The 20,264-nt window shown below is 70.1% G+C and carries 23 protein-coding genes; 6 read left to right on the top strand and 17 right to left on the bottom strand.

Features of this window, described 5'->3' with window-relative positions:
- Positions 1 to 70: 70 nt before the first annotated feature.
- From HMPREF3086_RS12590 to HMPREF3086_RS12565, 6 genes are all read right to left on the bottom strand, one after another.
- Positions 71 to 655: a hypothetical protein gene (locus HMPREF3086_RS12590; protein ID WP_070722183.1), complete on the bottom strand. Its 585-nt coding sequence runs from the start codon at positions 653 to 655 to the stop codon at positions 71 to 73.
- Between the two features lie 107 nt (positions 656 to 762).
- Positions 763 to 1,290, bottom strand: coding sequence for a hypothetical protein (locus HMPREF3086_RS12585; RefSeq protein ID WP_070722181.1), 528 nt, complete (start codon positions 1,288 to 1,290; stop codon positions 763 to 765).
- Positions 1,291 to 1,417: 127 nt separating this feature from the next.
- Entirely contained in the window at positions 1,418 to 2,506 is a 1,089-nt protein-coding gene (locus HMPREF3086_RS12580) for an NAD(P)H-dependent flavin oxidoreductase (protein WP_070722178.1), read from the bottom strand.
- Positions 2,503 to 3,288: a CoA-transferase subunit beta gene (locus tag HMPREF3086_RS12575; RefSeq protein WP_070722176.1), complete on the bottom strand. Its 786-nt coding sequence runs from the start codon at positions 3,286 to 3,288 to the stop codon at positions 2,503 to 2,505. Before HMPREF3086_RS12575 ends, HMPREF3086_RS12580 begins: the two co-directional genes overlap by 4 nt.
- The gene (locus tag HMPREF3086_RS12570) at positions 3,288 to 4,217 is read right to left on the bottom strand and encodes a CoA transferase subunit A (protein ID WP_070722174.1); all 930 of its coding nucleotides are present in this window, start codon (positions 4,215 to 4,217) and stop codon (positions 3,288 to 3,290) included. The genes HMPREF3086_RS12575 and HMPREF3086_RS12570 overlap by 1 nt, the downstream gene beginning before the upstream one ends.
- The gene (locus HMPREF3086_RS12565) at positions 4,214 to 5,008 is read right to left on the bottom strand and encodes an enoyl-CoA hydratase family protein (RefSeq protein ID WP_070722173.1); all 795 of its coding nucleotides are present in this window, start codon (positions 5,006 to 5,008) and stop codon (positions 4,214 to 4,216) included. The genes HMPREF3086_RS12570 and HMPREF3086_RS12565 overlap by 4 nt, the downstream gene beginning before the upstream one ends.
- A gap of 76 nt (positions 5,009 to 5,084) precedes the next feature.
- Between HMPREF3086_RS12565 and HMPREF3086_RS12560 the strand changes: the two genes are divergently transcribed.
- Together HMPREF3086_RS12560 and HMPREF3086_RS12555 are read left to right on the top strand one after the other, a co-directional pair.
- The gene (locus HMPREF3086_RS12560) at positions 5,085 to 5,858 is read left to right on the top strand and encodes an SDR family oxidoreductase (RefSeq protein WP_070722172.1); all 774 of its coding nucleotides are present in this window, start codon (positions 5,085 to 5,087) and stop codon (positions 5,856 to 5,858) included.
- A 25-nt stretch (positions 5,859 to 5,883) separates the two neighbouring features.
- Positions 5,884 to 6,801 (top strand): SDR family oxidoreductase, encoded by a 918-nt coding sequence (locus HMPREF3086_RS12555; protein WP_070722170.1) that lies wholly within the window; start codon positions 5,884 to 5,886, stop codon positions 6,799 to 6,801.
- A gap of 79 nt (positions 6,802 to 6,880) precedes the next feature.
- Here the strand turns inward: HMPREF3086_RS12555 and HMPREF3086_RS12550 are convergent, their stop codons facing one another.
- The 4 genes from HMPREF3086_RS12550 to HMPREF3086_RS12535 form a co-directional block, all read right to left on the bottom strand.
- On the bottom strand, positions 6,881 to 8,086 hold the full coding sequence (locus HMPREF3086_RS12550; protein WP_070722168.1) for a hypothetical protein: 1,206 nt from the start codon (positions 8,084 to 8,086) through the stop codon (positions 6,881 to 6,883).
- A 219-nt stretch (positions 8,087 to 8,305) separates the two neighbouring features.
- Entirely contained in the window at positions 8,306 to 8,809 is a 504-nt protein-coding gene (locus HMPREF3086_RS12545) for a nitroreductase family deazaflavin-dependent oxidoreductase (protein WP_070722167.1), read from the bottom strand.
- A complete protein-coding gene (locus HMPREF3086_RS12540) occupies positions 8,806 to 9,390 on the bottom strand; it encodes a GNAT family N-acetyltransferase (RefSeq protein WP_070722164.1) in 585 nt (194 codons plus the stop codon). Before HMPREF3086_RS12540 ends, HMPREF3086_RS12545 begins: the two co-directional genes overlap by 4 nt.
- 1 nt (position 9,391) lies before the next feature.
- Positions 9,392 to 10,558 (bottom strand): steroid 3-ketoacyl-CoA thiolase, encoded by a 1,167-nt coding sequence (locus tag HMPREF3086_RS12535; RefSeq protein WP_070722162.1) that lies wholly within the window; start codon positions 10,556 to 10,558, stop codon positions 9,392 to 9,394.
- 166 nt (positions 10,559 to 10,724) lie between these two features.
- Between HMPREF3086_RS12535 and HMPREF3086_RS12530 the strand changes: the two genes are divergently transcribed.
- Positions 10,725 to 11,969, top strand: coding sequence for a cytochrome P450 (locus HMPREF3086_RS12530; protein ID WP_070722159.1), 1,245 nt, complete (start codon positions 10,725 to 10,727; stop codon positions 11,967 to 11,969).
- A 248-nt stretch (positions 11,970 to 12,217) separates the two neighbouring features.
- Here HMPREF3086_RS12530 and HMPREF3086_RS12525 read toward each other — a convergent pair whose 3' ends face one another.
- Genes HMPREF3086_RS12525 through HMPREF3086_RS12505 form a run of 5 tightly spaced genes read right to left on the bottom strand, consistent with a single transcriptional unit; the run spans position 12,218 to position 16,939 of the window.
- Positions 12,218 to 13,123 carry a TIGR03619 family F420-dependent LLM class oxidoreductase gene (locus HMPREF3086_RS12525; protein ID WP_061227392.1) on the bottom strand — a complete coding sequence of 302 codons (906 nt, stop codon included), beginning with the start codon at positions 13,121 to 13,123 and terminating at the stop codon, positions 12,218 to 12,220.
- 1 nt (position 13,124) lies between these two features.
- Entirely contained in the window at positions 13,125 to 13,643 is a 519-nt protein-coding gene (locus tag HMPREF3086_RS12520; protein ID WP_083324435.1) for a nuclear transport factor 2 family protein, read from the bottom strand.
- A complete protein-coding gene (locus HMPREF3086_RS12515) occupies positions 13,640 to 14,824 on the bottom strand; it encodes a thiolase domain-containing protein (RefSeq protein ID WP_070722158.1) in 1,185 nt (394 codons plus the stop codon). Before HMPREF3086_RS12515 ends, HMPREF3086_RS12520 begins: the two co-directional genes overlap by 4 nt.
- Positions 14,821 to 15,885 carry a lipid-transfer protein gene (locus HMPREF3086_RS12510; RefSeq protein ID WP_070722156.1) on the bottom strand — a complete coding sequence of 355 codons (1,065 nt, stop codon included), beginning with the start codon at positions 15,883 to 15,885 and terminating at the stop codon, positions 14,821 to 14,823. The genes HMPREF3086_RS12515 and HMPREF3086_RS12510 overlap by 4 nt, the downstream gene beginning before the upstream one ends.
- Before the next feature lie 10 nt (positions 15,886 to 15,895).
- Positions 15,896 to 16,939 carry a Zn-ribbon domain-containing OB-fold protein gene (locus tag HMPREF3086_RS12505; protein ID WP_246830986.1) on the bottom strand — a complete coding sequence of 348 codons (1,044 nt, stop codon included), beginning with the start codon at positions 16,937 to 16,939 and terminating at the stop codon, positions 15,896 to 15,898.
- Between the two features lie 125 nt (positions 16,940 to 17,064).
- Here HMPREF3086_RS12505 and HMPREF3086_RS12500 point away from each other — a divergent pair, with 125 nt between their 5' ends.
- The 3 genes from HMPREF3086_RS12500 to HMPREF3086_RS12490 all read left to right on the top strand — a co-directional run bounded on the left by HMPREF3086_RS12500 (position 17,065) and on the right by HMPREF3086_RS12490 (position 18,718).
- Positions 17,065 to 18,099, top strand: coding sequence for an LLM class F420-dependent oxidoreductase (locus HMPREF3086_RS12500; protein WP_070722153.1), 1,035 nt, complete (start codon positions 17,065 to 17,067; stop codon positions 18,097 to 18,099).
- A 122-nt stretch (positions 18,100 to 18,221) separates the two neighbouring features.
- A complete protein-coding gene (locus tag HMPREF3086_RS12495) occupies positions 18,222 to 18,482 on the top strand; it encodes a ribbon-helix-helix protein, CopG family (protein WP_061227387.1) in 261 nt (86 codons plus the stop codon).
- The gene (locus tag HMPREF3086_RS12490) at positions 18,464 to 18,718 is read left to right on the top strand and encodes a BrnT family toxin (RefSeq protein WP_061227386.1); all 255 of its coding nucleotides are present in this window, start codon (positions 18,464 to 18,466) and stop codon (positions 18,716 to 18,718) included. Before HMPREF3086_RS12495 ends, HMPREF3086_RS12490 begins: the two co-directional genes overlap by 19 nt.
- 83 nt (positions 18,719 to 18,801) lie before the next feature.
- On the opposite strand, the gene HMPREF3086_RS12485 is transcribed toward HMPREF3086_RS12490, so the two are convergent.
- Together HMPREF3086_RS12485 and HMPREF3086_RS19030 are read right to left on the bottom strand one after the other, a co-directional pair.
- Positions 18,802 to 19,659 carry a DUF1707 SHOCT-like domain-containing protein gene (locus HMPREF3086_RS12485; RefSeq protein WP_070722152.1) on the bottom strand — a complete coding sequence of 286 codons (858 nt, stop codon included), beginning with the start codon at positions 19,657 to 19,659 and terminating at the stop codon, positions 18,802 to 18,804.
- A 70-nt stretch (positions 19,660 to 19,729) separates the two neighbouring features.
- Positions 19,730 to 20,264: hypothetical protein (locus tag HMPREF3086_RS19030; protein ID WP_168169091.1), on the bottom strand; the 535-nt coding region annotated here is incomplete at its 5' end.

Raw genomic sequence — 20,264 nt, 5'->3', positions numbered from 1 at the left:
GAACGACGACGAACCCCGCACCCTCCGAGAGGATGCGGGGTTCGTGGCGTTCGTGCTCAGCGAGCGGTGATCACTCGCCGCTGCCGGTGCCGCCGCCGCTACCGGGCATGCTGCCGCCGCCGTCGCCACCCTGCATGACGGTCGACAGCGCGCCGAGGGAGTCGCCGGTCGAGAGCGAGTCCATGCTGCCCTGGGCGGCCTCGATCGGGTTGCCCACGATGACGCCGGGCCTGATGTAGAGGGCCTCACCGGTGCACTTGGAGACGAGCGTGTAGACGTTGGGCTCGACCTCGGCGGACACCGTGGAATCCCCGAGGAGGACCGACGTGACGGGAGAGTCGAGGAAGTTTTCGGTCCGGAGTGCCGTTGCGGCGGTGTTGCCGGAGACGATGTCCCAGATGGCGTCGATGTTGAGGTTCGCCGCCGCCTGGAACTGCTCGATGAGCTCGGCGGCGTCCGCGGTGGGCGCGACGGCCGCAAAGCAGAGGTCGACGTCCAAGGTTCCTTCTTTCGCGAAGGTCACCGAGATGGTGTTGGTCTGGTTGTTCACGGAGTGAGACGTCGTGGCGGCCATCGCCGTGCCGGCGCCGGCGACGGTGAGGGCGGTGGCGGCGCCGAGGGCGGCGGCCACGCGTGTGGTGGTGCGAAGGGTCATGGGGACCTCCGGGGGAGCGTAGTGACGCGCGTCACCGAAACGGATGAGTAAGTGAATACTAAACCGTTCGGCCCCCGAGGTCGAGGCCTTCCCTCTCTTCGAGCGGACTAGAAGAGGCCCCCGGCGATGGCCTTCTCGAGCAGTGACGATCCGGCGGCGACCGGGTCGCCCTCGCCGAGGGTGGCCAGGCTGCCGCCGACCGCGGCGATCGGGTCGCCGACCATGATGAAGGGCGTGATCTCAGGTTGACGGTCGCTGAGGCACACCGTGACCAGCGAGTAGACGTTCGGGGGCACGTCGGTGGCGCGGACGGTGGCCGGCCCGAGCGCGGTCGGCGCCGCGACGGGGAGCGCGCCGGCGCGCAGGGCGATCACGGAGGGGTCGCGGTCGGCGCTGCCGACGACGTCGGAGAGGTCGCCGCTCGTGAGCCGGCCGGCGATCTCGGGCGTCTTGCCCGACGGCGCGAGCAGGGCGGCGCACGTGTCGAACAGCTGGCCCTGCTCGACCGTGAACGTGGCGGAGACGGTGGTGCCCTGGACGGCGTGGGTGGAGGTGGCGGCCGAGGCGACGGGCGCCGCGGCCACGGTGAGGCCGGCGGCGAGGGCGGTGGCGGCGACGAGGCGGGAGCGTGTCATGGACGTCACTCTAGTTCACTCGTGTCACACTGGAAACATAGGCGCGGAAATGACGGCGCACCCGCCGGCCGGGTGGGGCCGTACGGGTGCGCGATCGGGTCCGCCGGGACGGGGTGGTCCGGCGAGGTTAGTGTGAGCCGAGCCCTCGCAGCCCCTCCAGCCGTTCGTGAGCCTGGGTCATGATCCGTTGGATCAGTTCGTCACAGCTCGGCAGGTCGTCGATCATGCCCACGACCTGACCGGAGGCCAGGACTCCGGCCTCGGTGTTGCCCTCGACCAGCCCGGCCTTGAGCAGCATCGGGGTATTGGCGGCCATGACGATCTGCTGCCACGTCCGGTCGGACGCCTTCCTCATGTTGAGGCCGTCCTTGGCGAGCTGCTGCCACTTCATCCCGGTCATGGACTTGAACTTATTGGCGTTCTGGACGGCGGCGGCCATGCCCTTGAGGGGGCTGCCCGATTCGAGGGCGTTGACCAGGCCGGTGCGCAGGACGCGGTGCGGCATGCCGTCGACACGGGTGGAGACGACGGTGTCCTGCAGCCCGCGCTCGAGGTACTGCCTCTTCACCGCGTCGGGCACCTGCGAGTCGCTGGTGAGCAGGAAGCGGGTGCCCATCGCGACGCCGGCGGCGCCGTAGGACAGTGCCGCGACCAGTCCGCGGCCGTCGAAGAAACCGCCGCCGGCGACCACGGGGATCGAGGTGTTCCCCGCGCCACCGAGGGCGTCGATGACACTGGGGAGGAGCAGAGTGGTGGCGACCTGGCCGGTGTGGCCACCTCCCTCACCCCCCTGGACGATCACCGCGTCGGCGCCCCAGGAGGCGACCTTGACGGCGTGCTTGGCCGCCCCGATGGAGGGGACGACGACGAGGCCGTTCTCCTTCAGTCTGGCGATCAACTCCGGCTTGGGCGCGAGGGCGAACGACGCGACCTTCACCCCGTGACGGATCATCAACTCGCACCGCTCGGCGGCGTCCTCGGCATCGGCCCGGAGGTTGACGCCGAAGGGCTTGGAGGTGAGCTTCGTGGTCCGCACGATGGCGTCCTCGAGCTCGGCGTAGGTCATGGTTGCCGAGGCGATGATCCCCAGTCCGCCGGCGTTGGCCGTGGCCGCCGTCAGCTCGGGTCCGGAGACCCAGCCCATGCCCGTCTGGACGATGGGGTACTCGACACCGACGAGCTCGGTGAAGGCGGTGGACAGTGTCGGGACCCTCATGCGGCCGGCACCTCGCGGTCGCGGAACCCGCGCGGGTCCAACACCTCGCGGATGATGCGCAGCTCCTCTGCCGAGGGGTCGCGGGTGACCGCGGCGTCGGCCAGGCCCTCGATCTCGAAACCGGTGTTCTCGGCGACCTCGTCGGCGGTCACGCCCGGGTGCAGGCTGACCGCGCGCATGCTGCGGTCGGCGCCGCCGAAGTCGAACACGCCCAGGTTGGAGACCACCCGGTGGATGTGGTGGTAACGAAAGGCGGGGTCACCCTCGGTGTAGCGGTCATAACCGACGCCGCAGACGACGTCGACCTTCGCTGTGAAGACCCGCGAGGAGTGCTTGCCCACCCAGTAGCTGGTGGCGTGGTTGATCGAGTTGCCGGGCGCCCCGCGCAGGCCGAACATCTGGCGGGTGGGCTTCTGCACGTCGTCACCGAACGCGGAGAGGTTCTGGTTGCCGAAGCGGTCGATCTGGTTGGCGCCCATCACCACGTGGCGGGTGCCGGCCTGCAGGACGTCGAAGACGCGGGGGAACGGGATGTACCCCTCGAAGTCGATGGTCTTGCCCAGCGGCGGGGTCTGCCCGAGGAAGCGGTACTCACCATCGGTGATGAGCAGGTCCGGTTCTGTGGTGAGCCGGGCCAGACGCGCGCCGATGGTGGCCATCGGGGTCATCGGCGAGGCGAAAATCTCACCGGCGCCGGCGAAGATCTCCGCGCAGGCGACAGCGCAGTACTCGGCCCTGCTGATGGACTGAGTGGTGGCGGACTCGGTGGTGACGTCGGACATCACTTGGCTCCCTTCTGGGCGGCCTTCTCGGCAGCGACCTTCTCCGCGAACGCGGTGACGGCCTTCTGGTAGTCCTCCTCGGACCCGGACAGGAACTCGTCGACGAACGCCTTCCACGACGTCTCGTCCTTCGCGGACGCGGCGTAGTGCTTCTGGAACGCCTCGTCGCGGCCGTAGCCACCCGCGAACGTGAAGTGGGCGCCGTTCGGGGCCTCGGAGACGGTGTCGACGAACATGCGGCTGAGCAGCATGCGCTGCGGGCCGACCTCGTTCATCAGGGCGTCCGCGGAGTCGACGATCTCGTCGGTCTCGAGCAGGACGGTGTCCGCGGCCATGGCGTAGAGATCGTCGAAGTACCCGTCGGCGCCGGTGAACGCGGCGTTGCCGTGCTTGTCCGCCTTGTCCAGGTGGATCAGCGCAGCGTCCATGCGCAGGGCGGGCATCGCGACCAGGGTCTCGGTCTTGCCGTCGACCTGGTACGGCGAGTCGACGGTCTTGAGCTCGTCGCCCCAGAACCGGAAGACGTCCGAGCCGAGGCCGGCGCGGGTCGGCAGGAACGGCAGGCGCTGCGCGGCGGCGGTGAGGCCCGCGCGCACCATGCCCTCGTCCATCTCGCGGGAGATGATCGACCCCTCGGTGCGGCGCGTGGCGAACCACGGGTCGTAGAACGGGGCGGAGTCCAGGGTGACGAAGCCGTAGTAGGCCTTGGAGACCTTGCCGGCCGAGCACAGCAGGCCGAGGTCCGGGCCGCCGTAGGTGATGACGGTGAGGTCGGTGAGGTCCTCGCGGCGGAGGATCGCGCGTACCAGGGCCATCGGCTTGCGTCGGGAACCCCAGCCGCCGATGCCGATCGTCATGCCGCTGGAGAGGCGTGAGACGGCCTCGTCCAGGCTGGTGCGCTTGTCGCGCGGGGGGGGGGTGCTGCTCACTTGTTCTCGCCCGTCCTCTCGGATCGCTTGTCTCGTTTGTCCAGATTCTGGCCCGTCTTGACGAACTCGTCGCGATGCTCGTCGGCCACGCCGGCGAGGTTGAGTTCGAACGTGAATCCCTGCTCCATGCGGTACGAGGACTTCACGTCGACCGGGTCGATGTGGTTGATGGCTTCCTTGGCCGCCCGGATGACCCGCGTGTCCTTGGCCGCGATGGTCTCCGCGAGGTCGCGCGCCGCGGCGTCCAGCTGGTCGCGGGGGACCACGTTGTAGACGGTGCCCCATGAGTGGAGCTGCTGCGCCGTGACGTTGCGCGACGTGAAATACAGGGTGCGCATCATGTGCGGGGGGACCATCCGGGCCAGGTGCGTGGCGGCGCCGAGCGCCCCCCTGTCCACCTCGGGCAGGCCGAACACCGCGTCGTCGGAGGCGACGATGCAGTCGGCGTTGCCCACCAGGCCGATTCCGCCGCCCACGCAGAACCCGTTCACCGCGGCGATCACGGGGACTGCGCACTCGTAGACGGCGTTGAACGCGACGTAGCAGCCGCGGTTGGCGGCCAGCAGGTGGTCGAACCCCTCGAAGTCCTGCATCTCCTTGATGTCGACGCCCGCGTTGAATCCCCGGCCCTCGGCTCGGAGGATCACGACGTGGACGTCGGGGTCGCGGCCCGCGGCGAGGATCTGCTCGCCGAGTTCGAACCATCCCGTGGACGGGATGGCGTTGACAGGTGGGTAGTCGACCGTGACGGTGGCTATCCCGTCTGCGCCCTTGTCGACGTTGATGCCCATGGAGCTCCTTCCCACGCCACGGCCGTCTGGGACGGCACAGTGACTAACCAAACGCTTGCTTGGTAGGCTAGCACGCATGACGAACATCGATCTGGGTCTGGCGGGGAAGGTCGTCCTCGTCACGGGGGGCGTACGCGGCGTGGGCGCCGGCATCAGCACGGTCTTCCGGGAGGCCGGTGCGGTCGTCGTCACCTGCGCGCGCCGGCCCGCCGATGAGGGCTCCGACGTGGCCGATCTGGAGTTTCACTCGGTCGATCTCCGCGACGCCGATGCGGTGCGCGCGATGGTCGACGACATCGTCGCCAGGCACGGACGTCTCGACGTGGTGGTGAACAACGCCGGGGGCGCACCGTTCGCCCTGGCCGCGGAGGCCAGCGCCAACTTCCACGCCAAGATCGTCGCCCTCAACCTGCTGTCGGCGTTGACCGTGTCGCAGGAGGCCAACCGGGTCATGCAGCCGACCGGCGGGGCGATCATCAACATCTCGTCCGTCTCCGGTCACCGGCCCTCACCCGGCACCGCGTCGTACGGCGCCGCCAAGGCGGGCGTCGACTCGCTCACGCAGTCCCTCGCGGTGGAGTGGGCGCCCGCGGTCCGCATCAACTCCGTCGTGGTGGGTCCGGTCAAGACCGAACTGGCAGAGATGCACTACGGGGACTCCGACGGCGTGGCGGCCGTCGACGCGACGATCCCGATGGGCCGGATGGCGGACCCGCGGGACGTCGGCCAGGCCGCGGCATTCCTGGCCTCGCCCCTGGCCGCGTACATCACCGGGGCCGAGCTGCTGGTCCACGGCGGCGGCGAGAAGCCCGCGTTCCTCGCGGCGTCCACCGCCGACAACAAGCACTGACCACCCACGAGCAAGGAGAACAACCATGGGAATCTGCGACGGACGCGTCGTCATCGTCACCGGCGCCGGCCGCGGGATCGGCCGCGAACACGCGCTGGCCTTCGCCGCCGAGGGTGCCAAGGTCGTGGTCAATGACCTCGGGGCGGGCCTCGACGGATCCAACGTCGGGGAGTCCCCGGCCGAGCAGGTCGTCGCGGAGATCAAGGCCGCCGGCGGCGACGCCGTGGTCAACGGGAACGACATCTCCTCGTGGGAGGGGGCCCGCGAGCTCGTCCAGCAGGCCATCGACACCTTCGGTGGACTCGACGTCCTGGTGAACAATGCCGGCTTCCTGCGTGACAAGATGCTCGTCGGCATGGGGGAGCAGGACTGGGACAACGTGATCAACGTCCACCTCAAGGGGCACTTCGCCCTGCTGCGGCACGCCGCCGAGTACTGGCGCGCCGAGTCCAAGGCCGGTCGCCCGCGCCAGGCCCGGGTCATCAACACCTCGTCCGGCGCCGGACTGTTCGGATCGGTGGGGCAGGGCAACTACGCCACGGCCAAGGCTGGCATCGCGCTGCTGACCATCCAGACCGCCGCCGAGATGAAGGGCTACGGGGTCACCGCCAACGCAATCGCTCCGGCCGCGCGGACTCGCATGACCACCTCCGCGGGTGAGGGAATGGCCTCGCAGATGGCCGCGCCCGAGGACGGGTCCTTCGATGCCATGGACCCGGCCAACATCTCGCCGCTGGTCGTGTGGCTGGGCTCCGAGGAGTCGGCGCAGGTGACCGGCCGCGTGTTCGAGGTCGAGGGCGGCAAGGTCACCGTCTGCGACGGGTGGCAGCGTGCCGCGTCCGAGGACAAGGGTGCCAAGTGGGAGCCCGCGGAGCTCGGGTCGGTCGTGCCCCGTCTGCTCGACGAGTCGCCCACCCCGGTGCCGGTCTACGGGGCTCGCTGACTCCGCCACGACAACGAGGAACCCCGCACCGTGATGGTGCGGGGTTCTTCGTTTCGCGAGCCGGTTGGGGCGGGCGAGGTCAGGCGCCGGGCTCCGGGCACTGCTGCGCGTCGACGGAACCGAGTCCGGCCAGTTGGTCGACCTGGGCCTGCGGGAGGTCGCAGACGGTCGGCAGCGGCGGCAGGCCGGGCAGCGGCGGGAGCGCGAGGGTCCCGTTCGCGGCGGCCGTCGCGACCATGGCGCCACCTCCGGCGGACGCGCCCAGGGCGAGGACCGGGAGCAGGCTCCCCGTGCCGCTCTCGCCGAGGCTGGCGAAGCTCTCGAGGGAGGCGAGTGCGCCCATCTCCGAACCCAGGTTGGTCGAGAAGGTGCCCTGCATGGAGCCGTTCTCGAGAGACCCGGTGAGCGCGGTGAGCGAGCCGTTGACCTCGGTGAGTTCACCGAACGAACCGGTGATGACCTCGGCGCTGCCACCGGTCGATCCCGTCATCAGATCGGAGCTCTGGCCCGTCGATCCGCCGTTGCCCGAGAGGGATCCGGAGGTCTCCGAGATGGAACCGGACAGCGCCGGGAGGATGCCGCCCTCGGCGATCGAGCCGATGATCGGGTCGGCGGTGTTGCTCTCCACCGACCCTGCGAGCTGGTTGGCGGAACCGTTGGTCAGCGACCCGGCGATGCCCTCACCGACGAGCTCCGCAGAGCCGCCGATGCCCTCGGTCGAACCGTCCGGGAAGTTGGCGGACAGCGGGGGTAGTTCCGCGGAGCCGCCGAGGAGGTTGAGTTCGGTGGACAGCGGCGACATGCCGGTGGAACCCATGCCGTCGGAACCGGTCAGGGGCTCGAGGTCGGACGAACCGAACTCGGCGGAGCCGCCGAGCAGGTTGGTGGACAGCGGGGCCATCCCGAGCGAGCCCATGCCCGTGGACCCCGTGAGAGGGGCCAGGTCGGACGAGCCGCCGAGGAGGTTGCTGCTGCCGAGGCCGGTGAGGTCGGACGAGCCGCCGAGGAGGTCGCTGCTGCCCAGGCCGGTCAGTTCAGACGAGCCTTCGAGGAGAGACGTGCTGCCGAGGCCGGCAAGGTCGGAAGACCCCTCTAGGGGGCTGAGGCCGGCCGAGCCTCCGGCAAGGTCACCGGCGGAGCCGGTGAAGGGGTCGAGGATGGCCCCGATCGGGTCCAGTAGGTCCCCGATGCTGCCGAAGTCCTGGGCGCTGGCCGTACCGGTGGCCCCCGAGACCGCGAGGGTCGCGGCGGCTGCGATCGCGGCAGCCCGTGTTGACCTGTTCATTAAATCTCTTTTTCCTGAGAGCAATCCCCCCGGGATCGCTGTCTATCCGCATACGTACTGCTCGAGTCGTCGGCTACAGGTGAGAATCCCCTAAGGAAAGGGCGGTGTCAATGGATTGATAAGGATTTGGTGCGGAAGTGTCACCTGGGGTCAATGGTGCCGAAAACGGCTGAGGCCGGGGCTCCCGGTCGGGAACCCCGGCCTCAGCCGTCGCCTCGGTCAGGTCTTCGGTTCGCAGATGATGACCGGGATGACCCGGCTGGTGTTGGCCTGGTAATCGGCGAAGTCCGCGTAGCGCTCGACGAGCCTGGGCCACAACTCGGCGCGCTCGGACGGGGTCGCCTCTCTCGCCGTCATCGCGCGACGACGGCGACCCACCTGGACGGTGACGTTCGGGTCGGCCAGCACGTTGTAGTACCACTGGGGGTGCTTGGGGAGTCCGCCCTGGGAGGCGACGAGCAGGACCCGGTCCCCGTCCGGGAGGTGGAGCAGCGGTACGGTCCGCGGCTCGCCGGACTTGCGGCCGGTCGTCGTCACGAGGCACACGGGGACCGGGGCCCGCAGCGCGGAACCCACCCGCCAGGATCCGCCGACCCGCCCGCCGGACGCCCGGTACGCCCACGTGTTGACCCGCGACATCGCCTTGATGGCGCCCACGACCCACGGCGCGCCCCGCCTCGGGTCGTCGACGCCGGTCTCGGGCGTGGGACCGGCTCCGCTCACCGGTTACCGGCCATCGGCGCGCGGACGATCAGGTGCTTGCCGGGGAAGAATGCGGCGAGTTCGCGTCGGCTCTCCTTGAGTGACCGGAGCCCGAAACCCTTCTTGCGCTCCTCGGGGCGGATCCAGATGGCCACATCGACGTCACCGTTGTCGATCTGCTCACCGAAGACGAGCCCGATGGGCGCGTCACGGTCGGTGTCGACCGCCACGAACCACATCGCCGATTCCGCCTCGATTCGGCCCAGCCCGTTCCGCAGCTCCTGCTCGGTCTTCTCCCGGTCCCAGGTCCCGCCGGTCGCGGACGTCTCATCGGACGAGCGCGCGTGATAGAGGGATGTGTGCTCCTCGGACTCGGTGAAGGGCCGGAGGGTGAAGCCCTGTCCTGCCCCTCCGGCGGGCCCCCCGGAGGGGGAGCCGGCGAACGCCTCGAGTGGGGCCCGCAGGACCTCGGCCGCCTCGTCGGGGGACACCGATAGCAGGCGTGCGATGGCGCGGACCGCGTCCTCGGGGCCGTCGGCCGACGACACGGCGGCGAAGACCTCCCGCCGGTGGTTCGCGGCCGTCTCGATGGCGTTGCTCATGTCAGATCCTCTCGATGATGCTCGCCGAGGCCTGGGCGCCTCCCGCGCACATCGTGATGAGGGCGCGTTCGCCGTCCGTGCGCTCGAGCTCGTGCAGGGCGGTGGTGATGAGCCGCGACCCGGTGCTGCCGACGGGGTGGCCGATCGCGATGGCCCCTCCGTTGACGTTGACCTTGTCCATGTCGGGCCCGTGCACCTGCGCCCAGCTTAGGAGCACGGAGGCGAACGCCTCGTTGCATTCGAAGAGATCGAAGTCCGAGATCGACATGCCGGAGCGGTCGAGCACCCGCTGGGTGGCCTGGACCGGGCCGTCGAGGTGGTACTCGGGCTCGCCGCCCACGAGGGCCTGGTGGAGGATCCGTGCCCGCGGCTTCAGCCCGTGCGCCTTGGCCACGTCCTCATCCATGAGCAGGACGGCGGCCGAACCGTCGGACATCTGACTGGAGGTCCCGGCGGTGTGCAGTCCGCCCTCCATGACGGGCTTGAGGGACGCCAGTGCCTCGGCGGTGGTGTCGCGCAGCCCCTGGTCGCGGGTGACCGTCACCGTCTCGCCGGTGTAGGTGCCGTCCTTGAGGCGCTCGGGGGCGTCGACGGCGAAGGTCTCCCGGTCGAAGCGGCCCTCCTCCCACGCGCGCTTCGCATTGGCCTGGGACCGTACGCCCAGCTCCTCGAGGTCGGCGCGGCTCAACCCGCGGCGCTTCGCGATCCGGTCGGCGGCGGTGAACTGGTCGGGCAGGTCGACGTCCCAGTCGTCCGGGCGAGGCATCCCGTTGGAACCGTCACCGACAGCGGCGCGCAGCGCGATCCAGCTCATCGACTCGACGCCGCACGCGATCCCGACGTCCATCGCCCCCGCGTGGATGAGGTTGGCGATGAAGTGATTGGCCTGCTGCGCGGACGAGCACTGGCAGTCGATGGTCGTGCACGCCGTCTGCCACGGCAACCCCGACGCGAGCCAGGCGCCGCGGGTGACGTTGTTCCCCTGGGCTCCGGCCTGGGTGACACACCCTCCGACGACCTGCTCGACGAGCGCGGCGTCGATCCCGGCGCGCCGGATGACCTCTTTCTGCGAAGCGCCCAACAGGTGCGCGGGGTGCAGGCCCGACAGTGCGCCGCGAGCCTTTCCGATCGGGGTCCGGACGGCCTCGACGATGACGGGATTTCCCATGGTTTTCCTTCCGGGAATCCGGCCGGAAGTAGGCCTGGCCGGAGCTGAACGTGTTCTAGTATGGTGTGTGCAACGTGTTCTAGATTACAGCCCGGGCGAGGGGTTCGCAGTATCCGGGTTGTGGGAGTGAACACCTGACGCAAACCGACGCGGCCAAGGAGTGCCAGTGCAGCCAGTCACCATTCCCGAGGGGTTCGACTTCACCGACCCGGAGCTCTACCAGAAGCGACTTCCACATCCGGAGTGGATGCACCTGCGGCAGACCGAGCCGATCTGGTGGTGCGCCAATGAGCCGGGCGCGGACGGGTACGACGACGACGGCTACTGGGTCGTCACCAAGCACGCAGACGTCAAGGAGATCTCCCGGCGCACCAACGAGGTGTTCTCCACCTGGGAGAACACTGCGATCCCGCGCTTCGCGCCCGGGACCGAGCGCGAGATCGTCGAGATGACGCGCTTCCTGTTCATCAACCAGGACGGCGACGAGCACAAGAAGTACCGCCGCATCATCTCCAAGGGGTTCACCCCGCGGAACATCGAGAAGATGCGTGAGAACCTCGCCGAGAAGGCGCGGAACATCGTGGAGACCGCGGCCGCCAAGGGCGGGGGAAATTTCATCACCGAGGTGGCCTCCGAACTCCCGCTGCAGGCCATCGCCGAACTCATCGGTATCCCGCAGGAGGACCGCCACCAGATTTTCGAGTGGTCCAACAAGATGACCAGCTACGACATCCCGGAACTGGCGGACGAGTCCAACGCCGCCAACGCCGAGATCCTCGGCTACGCTATGGAGCTGGCCGCTAAGCGCGAGGTCGACCCGCGGGACGACCTGGTGACCAAGCTTGTCCAGGCCGACGTCGACGGCGAGCAGCTCACCGCGGACGAGTTCGGCTGGTTCGTGGTTTTGCTCGCGGTGGCCGGCAACGAGACCACCCGCAACGCGACGACCCACGGCATGATCGCGTTCCTGGAGAACCCGGACCAGTGGGAGCTGTTCAAAGCCGAGCGCCCGGAGACCACCTACGACGAGATCCTCCGTTGGGCCTCGCCGATCTCCTCGTTCCAGCGCACCGCCACCGAGGATGTCGAGATCGGAGGCGTGACCATGAAGAAGGGTGACCGTGCCGCGATCATGTACGGTTCGGCGAACTTCGACGAGGACGTCTTCGAGGACCCGTTCAGCTTCGACATCCTGCGTGATCCGAACCCGCACCTGACGTTCGGTGGGAACGGGCCGCACTACTGCATCGGCGCCAACCTGGCGAAGCTGCAGATCGAGCTGATCTTCAACGCGATCGCGGACCACATGCCCGACATCACCTCGATGGGCGACGCGACCCGCTTGCGTTCGGGCTGGCTCAACGCCATCCAGGACTGGAAGGTCGACTTCAAGTGCCCGGTCATTCACTGAGCTGACACCGCACCCACGGCCGCGCACCCTGCGGTGGCCGAGCAGCCCCGGTCTCGTCTGCTGTCGCAGGCCGGGCCGGGGCTGACGTGTTTCCGGGGTCGCCCTCGCACGGGGGAGACGCTCCCGCGGGAGGTGGGGAGGCGTACGCGGCGAGGGAGGCGCCCCGAGCGGGACCGGCTGTCCTAGCTCGGGCGGTACCAGGACATCGCTGCGCACGTGCCCGCCTGATCGGCACCGCAGGCCGGGTGTCAGCCGGTGAGGCCGTACTTCTCGCCGAAGCGGTGGAGCGAATCGATCTTCTGCTGGGCCGTGGCGTCGTAGCCGAGTCCCTCGATCATCCACGGCAACACGATGATGTCCGTGACCCCGGCCTCGGCCAGCTCGGTGAAACCACGGGTGCCGAACCTGTCCAGGCAGACCACCTGGATGGCGAAGGGCTTGCCGTCGCCGCGGTCGGCGAGCGAGCGGCCGCTGGCCTCGAGCAACTCGCGCAGGCGCGTGACGGTGGCCGCGATCTCGTCGAACTTCATCATCGCGCTGGTCCAGCCCTGGCCGATCCGTGCCGCACGTTTGAGGGCTATCTCGGTGTGTCCACCCACGTAGAACGGCACCTGCTCGGACGGGGCCGGGGTGAAGATGAGCTCATCGAAGTCGAAGTGGTCGCCGTGGAACTCCATCCACTCGCCCTTCAGTCCCTCGCGCATGATCATCAGCGACTCGTCGACCCGTTTGCCGCGACCTTTGAACGGGGCGCCGCACCATTCGAACTCGTTGGGGTCCCACCCGATCCCCACGCCCAGGTCGAGCCGGCTGCCGGTCATCAGTGCGACGGAGGCGACCTGCCGGGTCAACAGCAGCGGGTTCCGCGGCCCGACCTTGAGCACCTGCGGGGAGAACCGGATGGTCGAGGTGGCCCCGCCCATCGCGGCGGAGGCGATCAGTGGCTCGACCCACTCGGTATTCTCATCCCACATGCGCGAGCCGTCCGGCGTGTACGGGTACTCCTTGTCCTGACGACGCGGATGGAACAGGGAATCCGGCAGGACGACCCGGTCGAATCCGGCGGCCTCGGCGCCGCGGGCGATCGAGATGTACTGGTCGACGGGGGAGAATGAGACCGGGACGGAGAATTCGACGTCCACTACACGTGCCATTTCAGTTGTCCTTCCGGAGTGCGCCGGCGATGGCGGCTTTGTCGTCGTCGGTGAGCGGCCGCAGGCCCGAGGTCAGCGCGACCTCCTGTTCCCAGAAGGCGCGGAGGGAGACCAGGCGGCCGTCGGAGTCGACGCGGTAGTCCACGGCGATGTCGATGTCCATGATGTTCTCGCCCATATGCGTGCGCATGGTGCCGGTGCACAGTAGTTCGTCGCCGGCGGCGATCCCGCGGTCGAAGCGGAACTCGATGTGGTCCGGGGTGGCCACGGCCTTCTCCCAGAATTCCAGGAGCCGTTCGGTACCGCGGTGGCCGGCGCCCTCGGGATCGAACATCGACGGACCGACGGGGTCCTCGATGCAGCCCTCGGGCGACCAGCCGGCGATCCAGGCCTCACGGGCACCGGCGTTGGTCGCCGCCCACGACCGGCGCGCGGCGGCGTAGGCGGGACTCGCTAGGGCGGCGTCGCTCAACTCGAGTGGCCGGTACTGGCCGGTCTCGTCCAGGTAGGGGTTGCTCATGACTTACGCTCCGTTCCCACGACCCACATCGAGAAGTACTGCGAACCCCCGCCGTAGGCGTGCCCGAGGGCCTTCCGGGCGTCGGGGATCTGGTGCTCGTCGGCGCGATTCATCACCTGGCGGGCCGCCTCGGCGAACCGCAGCATGCCCGAGGCGCCGATCGGGTTGGAGCACAGGACGCCGCCGGACGGGTTGACCGGTAGCGAGCCGTCGCGCGCGGTGGCGCCGGACTCGGTCATGCGCCAGCCCTCGCCGGGGGCCGCGAACCCGAGACTCTCCAGCCACATGGGCTCGAACCAGGAGAACGGGACGTAGATCTCGGCGGCGTCGATCTCCTCGGCCGGGTTGGTGATCTCGGCCTCGGCCCACAGTGCGGCCGCGGCATCGCGGCTGGCCTGCGGGTTGGCGTAGTCGCGTCCGGCGAAGGTGCCCGGCTCGGTGCGCAGGGCGGTGGCGTGGATCCAGGCGACCTGGCGGCCGTCGGACTCCACGGCTTCGGCGGCGTCGGCGTCACCGATCACGATCGCGCACGCGCCGTCGGAGGACGGGCAGGTCTCGTCGAAGCGGATCGGGTCCCACAGCATCTGGCCCTCGAGCACCGTGTCGACGGTGATGTCGGGCTGCTTGAGGTGCGCGTACGGGTTGATGGAGCCGTTGAGCCGGTCCTTGACCGCGACCATGGCGCCCACGTGCTCCGGGGCGCCGGTGCCCCGGATGTAGGAGCGCACGTGCGGGGCGAAGTATCCGCCGGCCCCGGCGCCGACCGGCGCGGTGAACGGCACGGGCAGCGACAGGGCCCACATTGCGTTGGACTCGGACTGCTTCTCCCACGCCACGGCCAGTACCCGGCGGTACCGCCCCGACTGGACGTGGGAGGCGGCCACGATCGCGGTGGATCCGCCTACGGAGCCGGCGGTGTGCACGCGCAGCAGCGGCTTGCCCACGGCGCCCAGGGCGTCGGCCATCATCAACTCGGGCATCATGACGCCCTCGAACAGGTCGGGGGCCTTGCCGACGATCACCGCGTCGATATCGTCCCAGCCCACCCCGGCGTCGGCCATGGCGGCGTCGATGGCCTCACGGCAGAGGCCGGCCATGGAGACGTCGGTGCGGCGGGAGACGTGGTGGGTCTGACCGGTGCCGAGCACGGCGGCGGGCAGGCCGGAGCTGTGGGCGCTCATGCGGTGCGTCCTTCCAGGAGGCAGATGAGGTTCTGCTGCAACAGATGGCCGCTGGTCGCGTGGGCCAGGGCGCGCTCGGTGGCTCCGGACCAGATGGCCTCGGCGGCGTAGCCGATGCGCTCGAGCCCCGCCGAGAACAGTGGGTCGGTGACCAGCGAGCCGCCCGACGGGGTCACCGTGACGTCGTCGGCCAGGCCCAGCGCCGCGCGGAGGAGCAGTTCCTGGTGGGTGTACTGGGTGTGCAGCTCGGCGACGCCGACGCCGCCCAGGTCGGGACGGTCCGACGACGACGAGCCCGTCGCCCGGGCCGCGGCAGCACGGGCCGAGGGCGAGTCGGTGAGATCGCGCGCCCCGAACTCGGCGGAGTCGGCGATGTGCTCGATTCCCGAGATGTAGGCCGGGTCGGCGACCAGTTCGCGGGCGCGGTCGCCGGCGGCGAGGATGATCGCGGCGGCGCCGTCGGTGACGGGCGGGCAGTCGTGGCGGCGCAGCGGGTCGGCGATGTACGGCTCGTCCAGGAGTTCGGTGGCGTCCCGGCCGTGTGCGCGGGCGGCGACGGCGGCCATCTCGGCCTCCGACCAGCGCCCGGCGTCGATGCCGGACCGGGCCTGCAGCGCGGCCACGTGATGGCGGCCCGGCCACAGCGGGGCCACGGTGTAGGGGTCGAGTTGCAGTGCGAGCGCGGTGTCGAGGTCCGCGCTGGCGGAGGCCTTTCCGAAGCCGTAGACCAGTGCGGTGTCGGCGTGGCCGGCGGCGATCTTGAGGTACGCCTCGAACAGTGCCCAGGCGGCGTCCATCTCCACGTGCGACTCGGAGATCGGCGGCACGGCGCCGATCGAGTCGACGGCGGAGATGAAGGAGAAGGCGCGGCCGGCCAGGTAGTCCGACGAGCCCGAGCACCAGAACTCGATGTCGGTGCGGTCGAGGCCGGTCTGCCGGTAGCACTCGGCGAAGACGGGGGCGAGCATCTCGACACCGTTGGTTGTGCCGAACGTGGACTCGGAATGGCGGGCGTGGGCGAAACCGATGACGGCCACGTCCCGGGGAGCAGTCTGGGTCACGAGGTGTCCTCTACAGGTGTGTGGCGACGGTGGCGGGATCGGTGTCGGGCTCACCGCTGGGCTCGAAGTGCGTGATGGCCTTCATGGACGCGGGCCGCTCGGACTCCGGCGCCCACACCGCGCGCACGCGCATCCCGATCCGCATCTCCGAGGCCTCGCAGCCCAGGACTAGGTGCTGGACGGGAACGTCGGAGCCGTCGAGCAGGATGTAGGCCGTGACGTACGGGGGCTTGATCTCTTGCCCCGCGAACGGCACGTTGACGATGCCGAACGTGGTCACGGTGCCGACGTCGGCGACCTCGACGTACTCGCCCATGGCCACCCCGTCGGACGGGCAGTAGTCGCGCGGCGGCACGTACACCTCGGGGCCGTTCGAGCGTCGGCGCCCGAGTAGGCGGCCCTCGACGATCGCCCGGAGAAACGCGCTCTCCGCGGGCGCCGCCGTGTGGGTCACGGACAGCCCGATGGGCGTGACGAGGGTCGTGACCGGCTCGGAGTCGCCGGCGGACGCGACGGCGACCTCGTCGTCGTCACCCTCCGCGCCACTCCCCGTGGCACTGCCCGCGTCGTCGACGGGGACCACGCAGGCGATGTCGCGGATCGACCCGACGCGCTCGGCGGCCCACCGGACCCGCACCCGCATCCCGGTGGACACGGCGTCGGGGCCGTCGGCGGCCAGGGGGAGGAGGGTGGCGGTGTCGGCGCCGTCGAGCCGCACGAGCGCCCACGCGAAGGGCTCGGCGAGCGGGTGCACGTCGGCGGGGGAGTGGACCCAGGTCCATGTGACGACGAGGCCCTCGATCCCCTCCCCGCGACCGATCTCGACGATCTCGTCCAGCGCCTCGTGGGTGTGGGGATCGTACTCGACGGGGGGCACGTGCACGGTGCCGCGGGAGTCGCGGCACCCCACGACGCGACCGTCGCGCAGGCCGGTGAAGAACGCGCCGAGGACGGGGCCCGTCGAGCGCGTGTAGTCGAACGAGGGCGTCAGTGGGGCCGAGAGCACCGGTTCCTCGGGGGGAGCGATGTCGACCACGATCTCTCTGGACGTCACGCCCGCAAGTAGAACACGTTCCACTCGTCGAGCGGAGGAGTTCCGGCAAACGGGTTGTGCCCGCGCCGGAGGGCCGGTGCCACAACGTCGGCTCCATCGGCCGGGTGAGGGTGCATGATGGGCGTATGAAACTCGCCTTGCAGCTGGGGTACTGGGGCGCGCAGCCGCCCGCCGACCACGCGGAGCTCGTAGTGGCCGCCGACCGGGCGGGGTTCGACACCGTCTTTACGGCCGAGGCGTGGGGGTCGGACGCGTTCACGCCGCTGGCCTGGTACGGCTCCATGACGGAGAACATCCGCCTGTCGACGGCCGTCGTGCAGCTCTCGGCGCGCACGCCCACGGCCACCGCGATGAGCACCCTGACGCTCGACCACCTGTCCGGCGGCCGCTTCTGCCTGGGCCTGGGCGTCTCGGGGCCGCAGGTGGTGGAGGGCTGGTACGGCCAGCCGTTCGCCAGGCCGCTCGCGCGGACGCGGGAGTACATCGACATCATCCGCAAGGTCCTGCGGCGCGAGGAACCCGTGACCTCGGACGGCCCGGCCTACACGCTGCCGTACGCCGGCGACGACGCCTCCGGTCTGGGCAAGCCGCTCAAGTCGATCGTCCACCCGCTGCGCGAGGACGTACCCATCTGGCTGGGCGCCGAGGGCCCCAAGAACGTGGCGCTGGCCGCGGAGATCGCCGACGGCTGGCTGGGCTTCCTCGCCTCCCCGCGCACGGCGTCGGAGTTCAACGCCTGGCTCGACGAGGGCTTCGCCCGCCCGGGCGCGCGCCGCACCCGCGAGGACTTCGAGGTGGCGTTCCTCTGCCAGCTCCACATCACCGACGACCGCCGCGCGGTGCTCGACGCCTACAAGCCGTTCACCGCCCTGTACGCCGGCGGCATGGGCGCGGAGGAGAAGAACTTCCATGCCGAGGCGTTCCGCCGCATGGGCTTCGCGGACGAGGTCGAGGAGATCACCCGCCTGTTCCGCGCCGGCCGCAAGGACGAGGCCGCCGCCGCGGTGCCGGACGAGATGGTGGAGGCCACGGCGATCATCGGCGACGAGGCCTACGTGCGCGAACAGATCGCCGAGTGGGAGGCCGCCGGCATCACGATGCTCGTCGTGACCTGCCGGTCGGTCGAGGAGATCGAGAAGCTCGCCACGCTCCTCGACTGAGGGGCTTCGGCGGGGCCCCCGGCGCGGCGGCGCGCTGACCTGGGGTGCCCTGGAAGGGGCGTCTAGGGCACGGCACGTGCGCGGGGGTGACCGCCGAGGACATTCGTATTACACTAGTCGCCATGGAGCGGAAGATCGAGGGTCGCGATGTGACCGAGAGCCAGATCGACAAGTGGGTCGACGAGGCGGAAAAGGGATATGACCCGGAATGGCTCCGCCCGCGAATGGGCAGGCCGGTTCGCGCGGGTGGCACGTCCAAGGTCGTCCCCGTCCGTTTGACGGACGCTGAGCTCGAAGCCGTGATGGCACGTGCGGAGCGCGAGCACCTCAACCGGTCCGACGCGATCCGCAGGGCACTCGCGGAGTGGGCCTCGGCCTCGTGATCCTCCGGCGGTCGGCGTTCAAGCATGGCCTGACCGAAGGGGAGATTCGCACCGCATTCGATTCTCCGCTGCTGACCGGTCCACTCGACGATGACCATCCACAACGCATTCTTGCCCTGGGGTTCGACACTGTGGGTCGGGTGCTCGAGATCGTCGCGCTGCGGTATGACGATGGTTCTATCGAGATCATCCACGCAATGAAGGCTCGGAAGGCTTACCTGGATCTTCTCGACTGAGGAGGCCGTCTACGGGGCGTGGATGCTCTTGGGCTCTCCGGTGTGGTCCACGAGCAGGTAGCCGCTCAGGTGGACGTCGTTGCTCACGTACACCTGGTACTGGGGCAGGCCCTGCTCGTCGGCGTCGATGATGACGTACGTGCTGGTGGGTCGGGGATTCCGAGGGTCTCGGGGGCGCCGCGGACCACGGAGGCGACGAGGGCCGGGTCGATGTCGGCGATCCGGAACGTCGGGTCGGGCAGGGGCGAGGCGGGCGAGTCGTCGCGGTCGTCCCAGCCGGCGCGGTAGGTCATGCGGAACTCGCGGCTGGGGTGCTCCGCGTCGGGCCAGGTGAGGACCGCGTACTCGGAGTACACCACGAGGTCGGTGGCCACCTCGGAGCCGGCGGCGTCGGGTGCGGTGTCGCGGATGCGGGTGAGGCCCTCCGCCGAGAGCGCCGAGGGGATGTCGAAGACGCGGGCCTCGCCGTCGTCGCCCCCGGTCCCCTCGTCCCCCGCGGGTGCGGGTCGGGCGATCACGGACTCGCCGGGGTCGTCGATCGGCCGCGTGTCGTCGCTCAGCGGCGCCAGCGCGAGGAACAGGCTCAGCGCCCCGGCGAGGACCACGGTGAGCACGGCGACGCGCTTGCGGGTGGACCACTGAGGCACCTCGATGTTGCGGGTCTGCTCGCCGGAGAGGGAGGTGGTGTGGTGGGATGACGACGAGGTGTCCGTCCGCCGGGCGGGCGTGCGGCCGGCGGGGAGGCGGACCTTGCCCTGGAGGTCGGTCACCAGCGGACGGAGCTCGTCGAGGTGGCGGGCGGCGGTGGCCGCGCGGACGCGTTCGTAGTGCTCCACGCGGTCGAGCTGCCCGGAGTCGTGGGCCGTGTCCAGGGCGTCGAGCACGGCGGCGCGATCGGCGTCCGTGGCCCGGAGGGGCTTTGGACCAGAGGTGGTGACCATGGCCCCGAGGATAGCCGCGGGTGAGAATTCCGTTACCCCCGCGCGGGCCCGGCCGGGGCCGGTGACGGGATCAGTTCGGGGCGTCCACGCGCAGGACGTCGCCGTCGTGGTCGTAGCGGACCGTCCCCAGGCGTTCGCCGGCGTGCACGGCGACGGTGAACTCGGGCTCGCCCAACACGTCGGCGAACACCGAGACGTGACTGACCGGGGCGCCCTCGCGGCCCAGCTCGGCGGGCGCGGACTCGAGTGCGTCCATGACCGTGGTGGCGTCGATCCCGTCGAGCCGGAAGGTCGCCGACTCGGTGCGCGAGTGGAACGAGGGTTCCTGCCACTCGCCCCCGCTGAACTGGTGCGACAGGCGCTTGCCGGGCTCGGTGGGGTCCTCGTACATCAGGGTCGCGCGGTTGCCGTGGACGGTGAGGACGTCGATCGGGGCGTCGCCGAACTCCTCGCGGGCGGCGGCGAGCATCCGCTCCAGGCCCTCGCTGGTGTGGAGCGGGCCCGGCTCGGCGGGGGCGGAGATCGACGGGAGGCCCGGGCCCGGGGTGTCGTGGGGCAGGGAGGCGACCACCGCGACGCCCAGCACGACGAGGGCGGCGGCGACG

Origin of the sequence: Dietzia sp. HMSC21D01, from assembly GCF_001815995.1 — a bacterium.
Lineage (GTDB): Bacteria > Actinomycetota > Actinomycetes > Mycobacteriales > Mycobacteriaceae > Dietzia > Dietzia cinnamea.
This window is presented reverse-complemented; position numbering and strand designations above follow the sequence as displayed.

Coding starts and splice junctions, on each gene's coding strand:
- HMPREF3086_RS12555 (WP_070722170.1), top strand. CDS start 5,884: ATGGGAATCTGCGACGGACGCGTCGTCATCGTCACCGGCGCCGGCCGC.
- HMPREF3086_RS12560 (WP_070722172.1), top strand. CDS start 5,085: ATGACGAACATCGATCTGGGTCTGGCGGGGAAGGTCGTCCTCGTCACG.
- HMPREF3086_RS12590 (WP_070722183.1), bottom strand. CDS start 655: ATGACCCTTCGCACCACCACACGCGTGGCCGCCGCCCTCGGCGCCGCC.
- HMPREF3086_RS12515 (WP_070722158.1), bottom strand. CDS start 14,824: ATGAGCGCCCACAGCTCCGGCCTGCCCGCCGCCGTGCTCGGCACCGGT.
- HMPREF3086_RS12550 (WP_070722168.1), bottom strand. CDS start 8,086: ATGAACAGGTCAACACGGGCTGCCGCGATCGCAGCCGCCGCGACCCTC.
- HMPREF3086_RS12535 (WP_070722162.1), bottom strand. CDS start 10,558: ATGGGAAATCCCGTCATCGTCGAGGCCGTCCGGACCCCGATCGGAAAG.
- HMPREF3086_RS12575 (WP_070722176.1), bottom strand. CDS start 3,288: ATGTCCGACGTCACCACCGAGTCCGCCACCACTCAGTCCATCAGCAGG.
- HMPREF3086_RS12485 (WP_070722152.1), bottom strand. CDS start 19,659: ATGGTCACCACCTCTGGTCCAAAGCCCCTCCGGGCCACGGACGCCGAT.
- HMPREF3086_RS12525 (WP_061227392.1), bottom strand. CDS start 13,123: ATGGCACGTGTAGTGGACGTCGAATTCTCCGTCCCGGTCTCATTCTCC.
- HMPREF3086_RS12500 (WP_070722153.1), top strand. CDS start 17,065: ATGAAACTCGCCTTGCAGCTGGGGTACTGGGGCGCGCAGCCGCCCGCC.
- HMPREF3086_RS12580 (WP_070722178.1), bottom strand. CDS start 2,506: ATGAGGGTCCCGACACTGTCCACCGCCTTCACCGAGCTCGTCGGTGTC.
- HMPREF3086_RS12565 (WP_070722173.1), bottom strand. CDS start 5,008: ATGGGCATCAACGTCGACAAGGGCGCAGACGGGATAGCCACCGTCACG.
- HMPREF3086_RS12495 (WP_061227387.1), top strand. CDS start 18,222: ATGGAGCGGAAGATCGAGGGTCGCGATGTGACCGAGAGCCAGATCGAC.
- HMPREF3086_RS12520 (WP_083324435.1), bottom strand. CDS start 13,643: ATGAGCAACCCCTACCTGGACGAGACCGGCCAGTACCGGCCACTCGAG.
- HMPREF3086_RS12585 (WP_070722181.1), bottom strand. CDS start 1,290: ATGACACGCTCCCGCCTCGTCGCCGCCACCGCCCTCGCCGCCGGCCTC.
- HMPREF3086_RS12540 (WP_070722164.1), bottom strand. CDS start 9,390: ATGAGCAACGCCATCGAGACGGCCGCGAACCACCGGCGGGAGGTCTTC.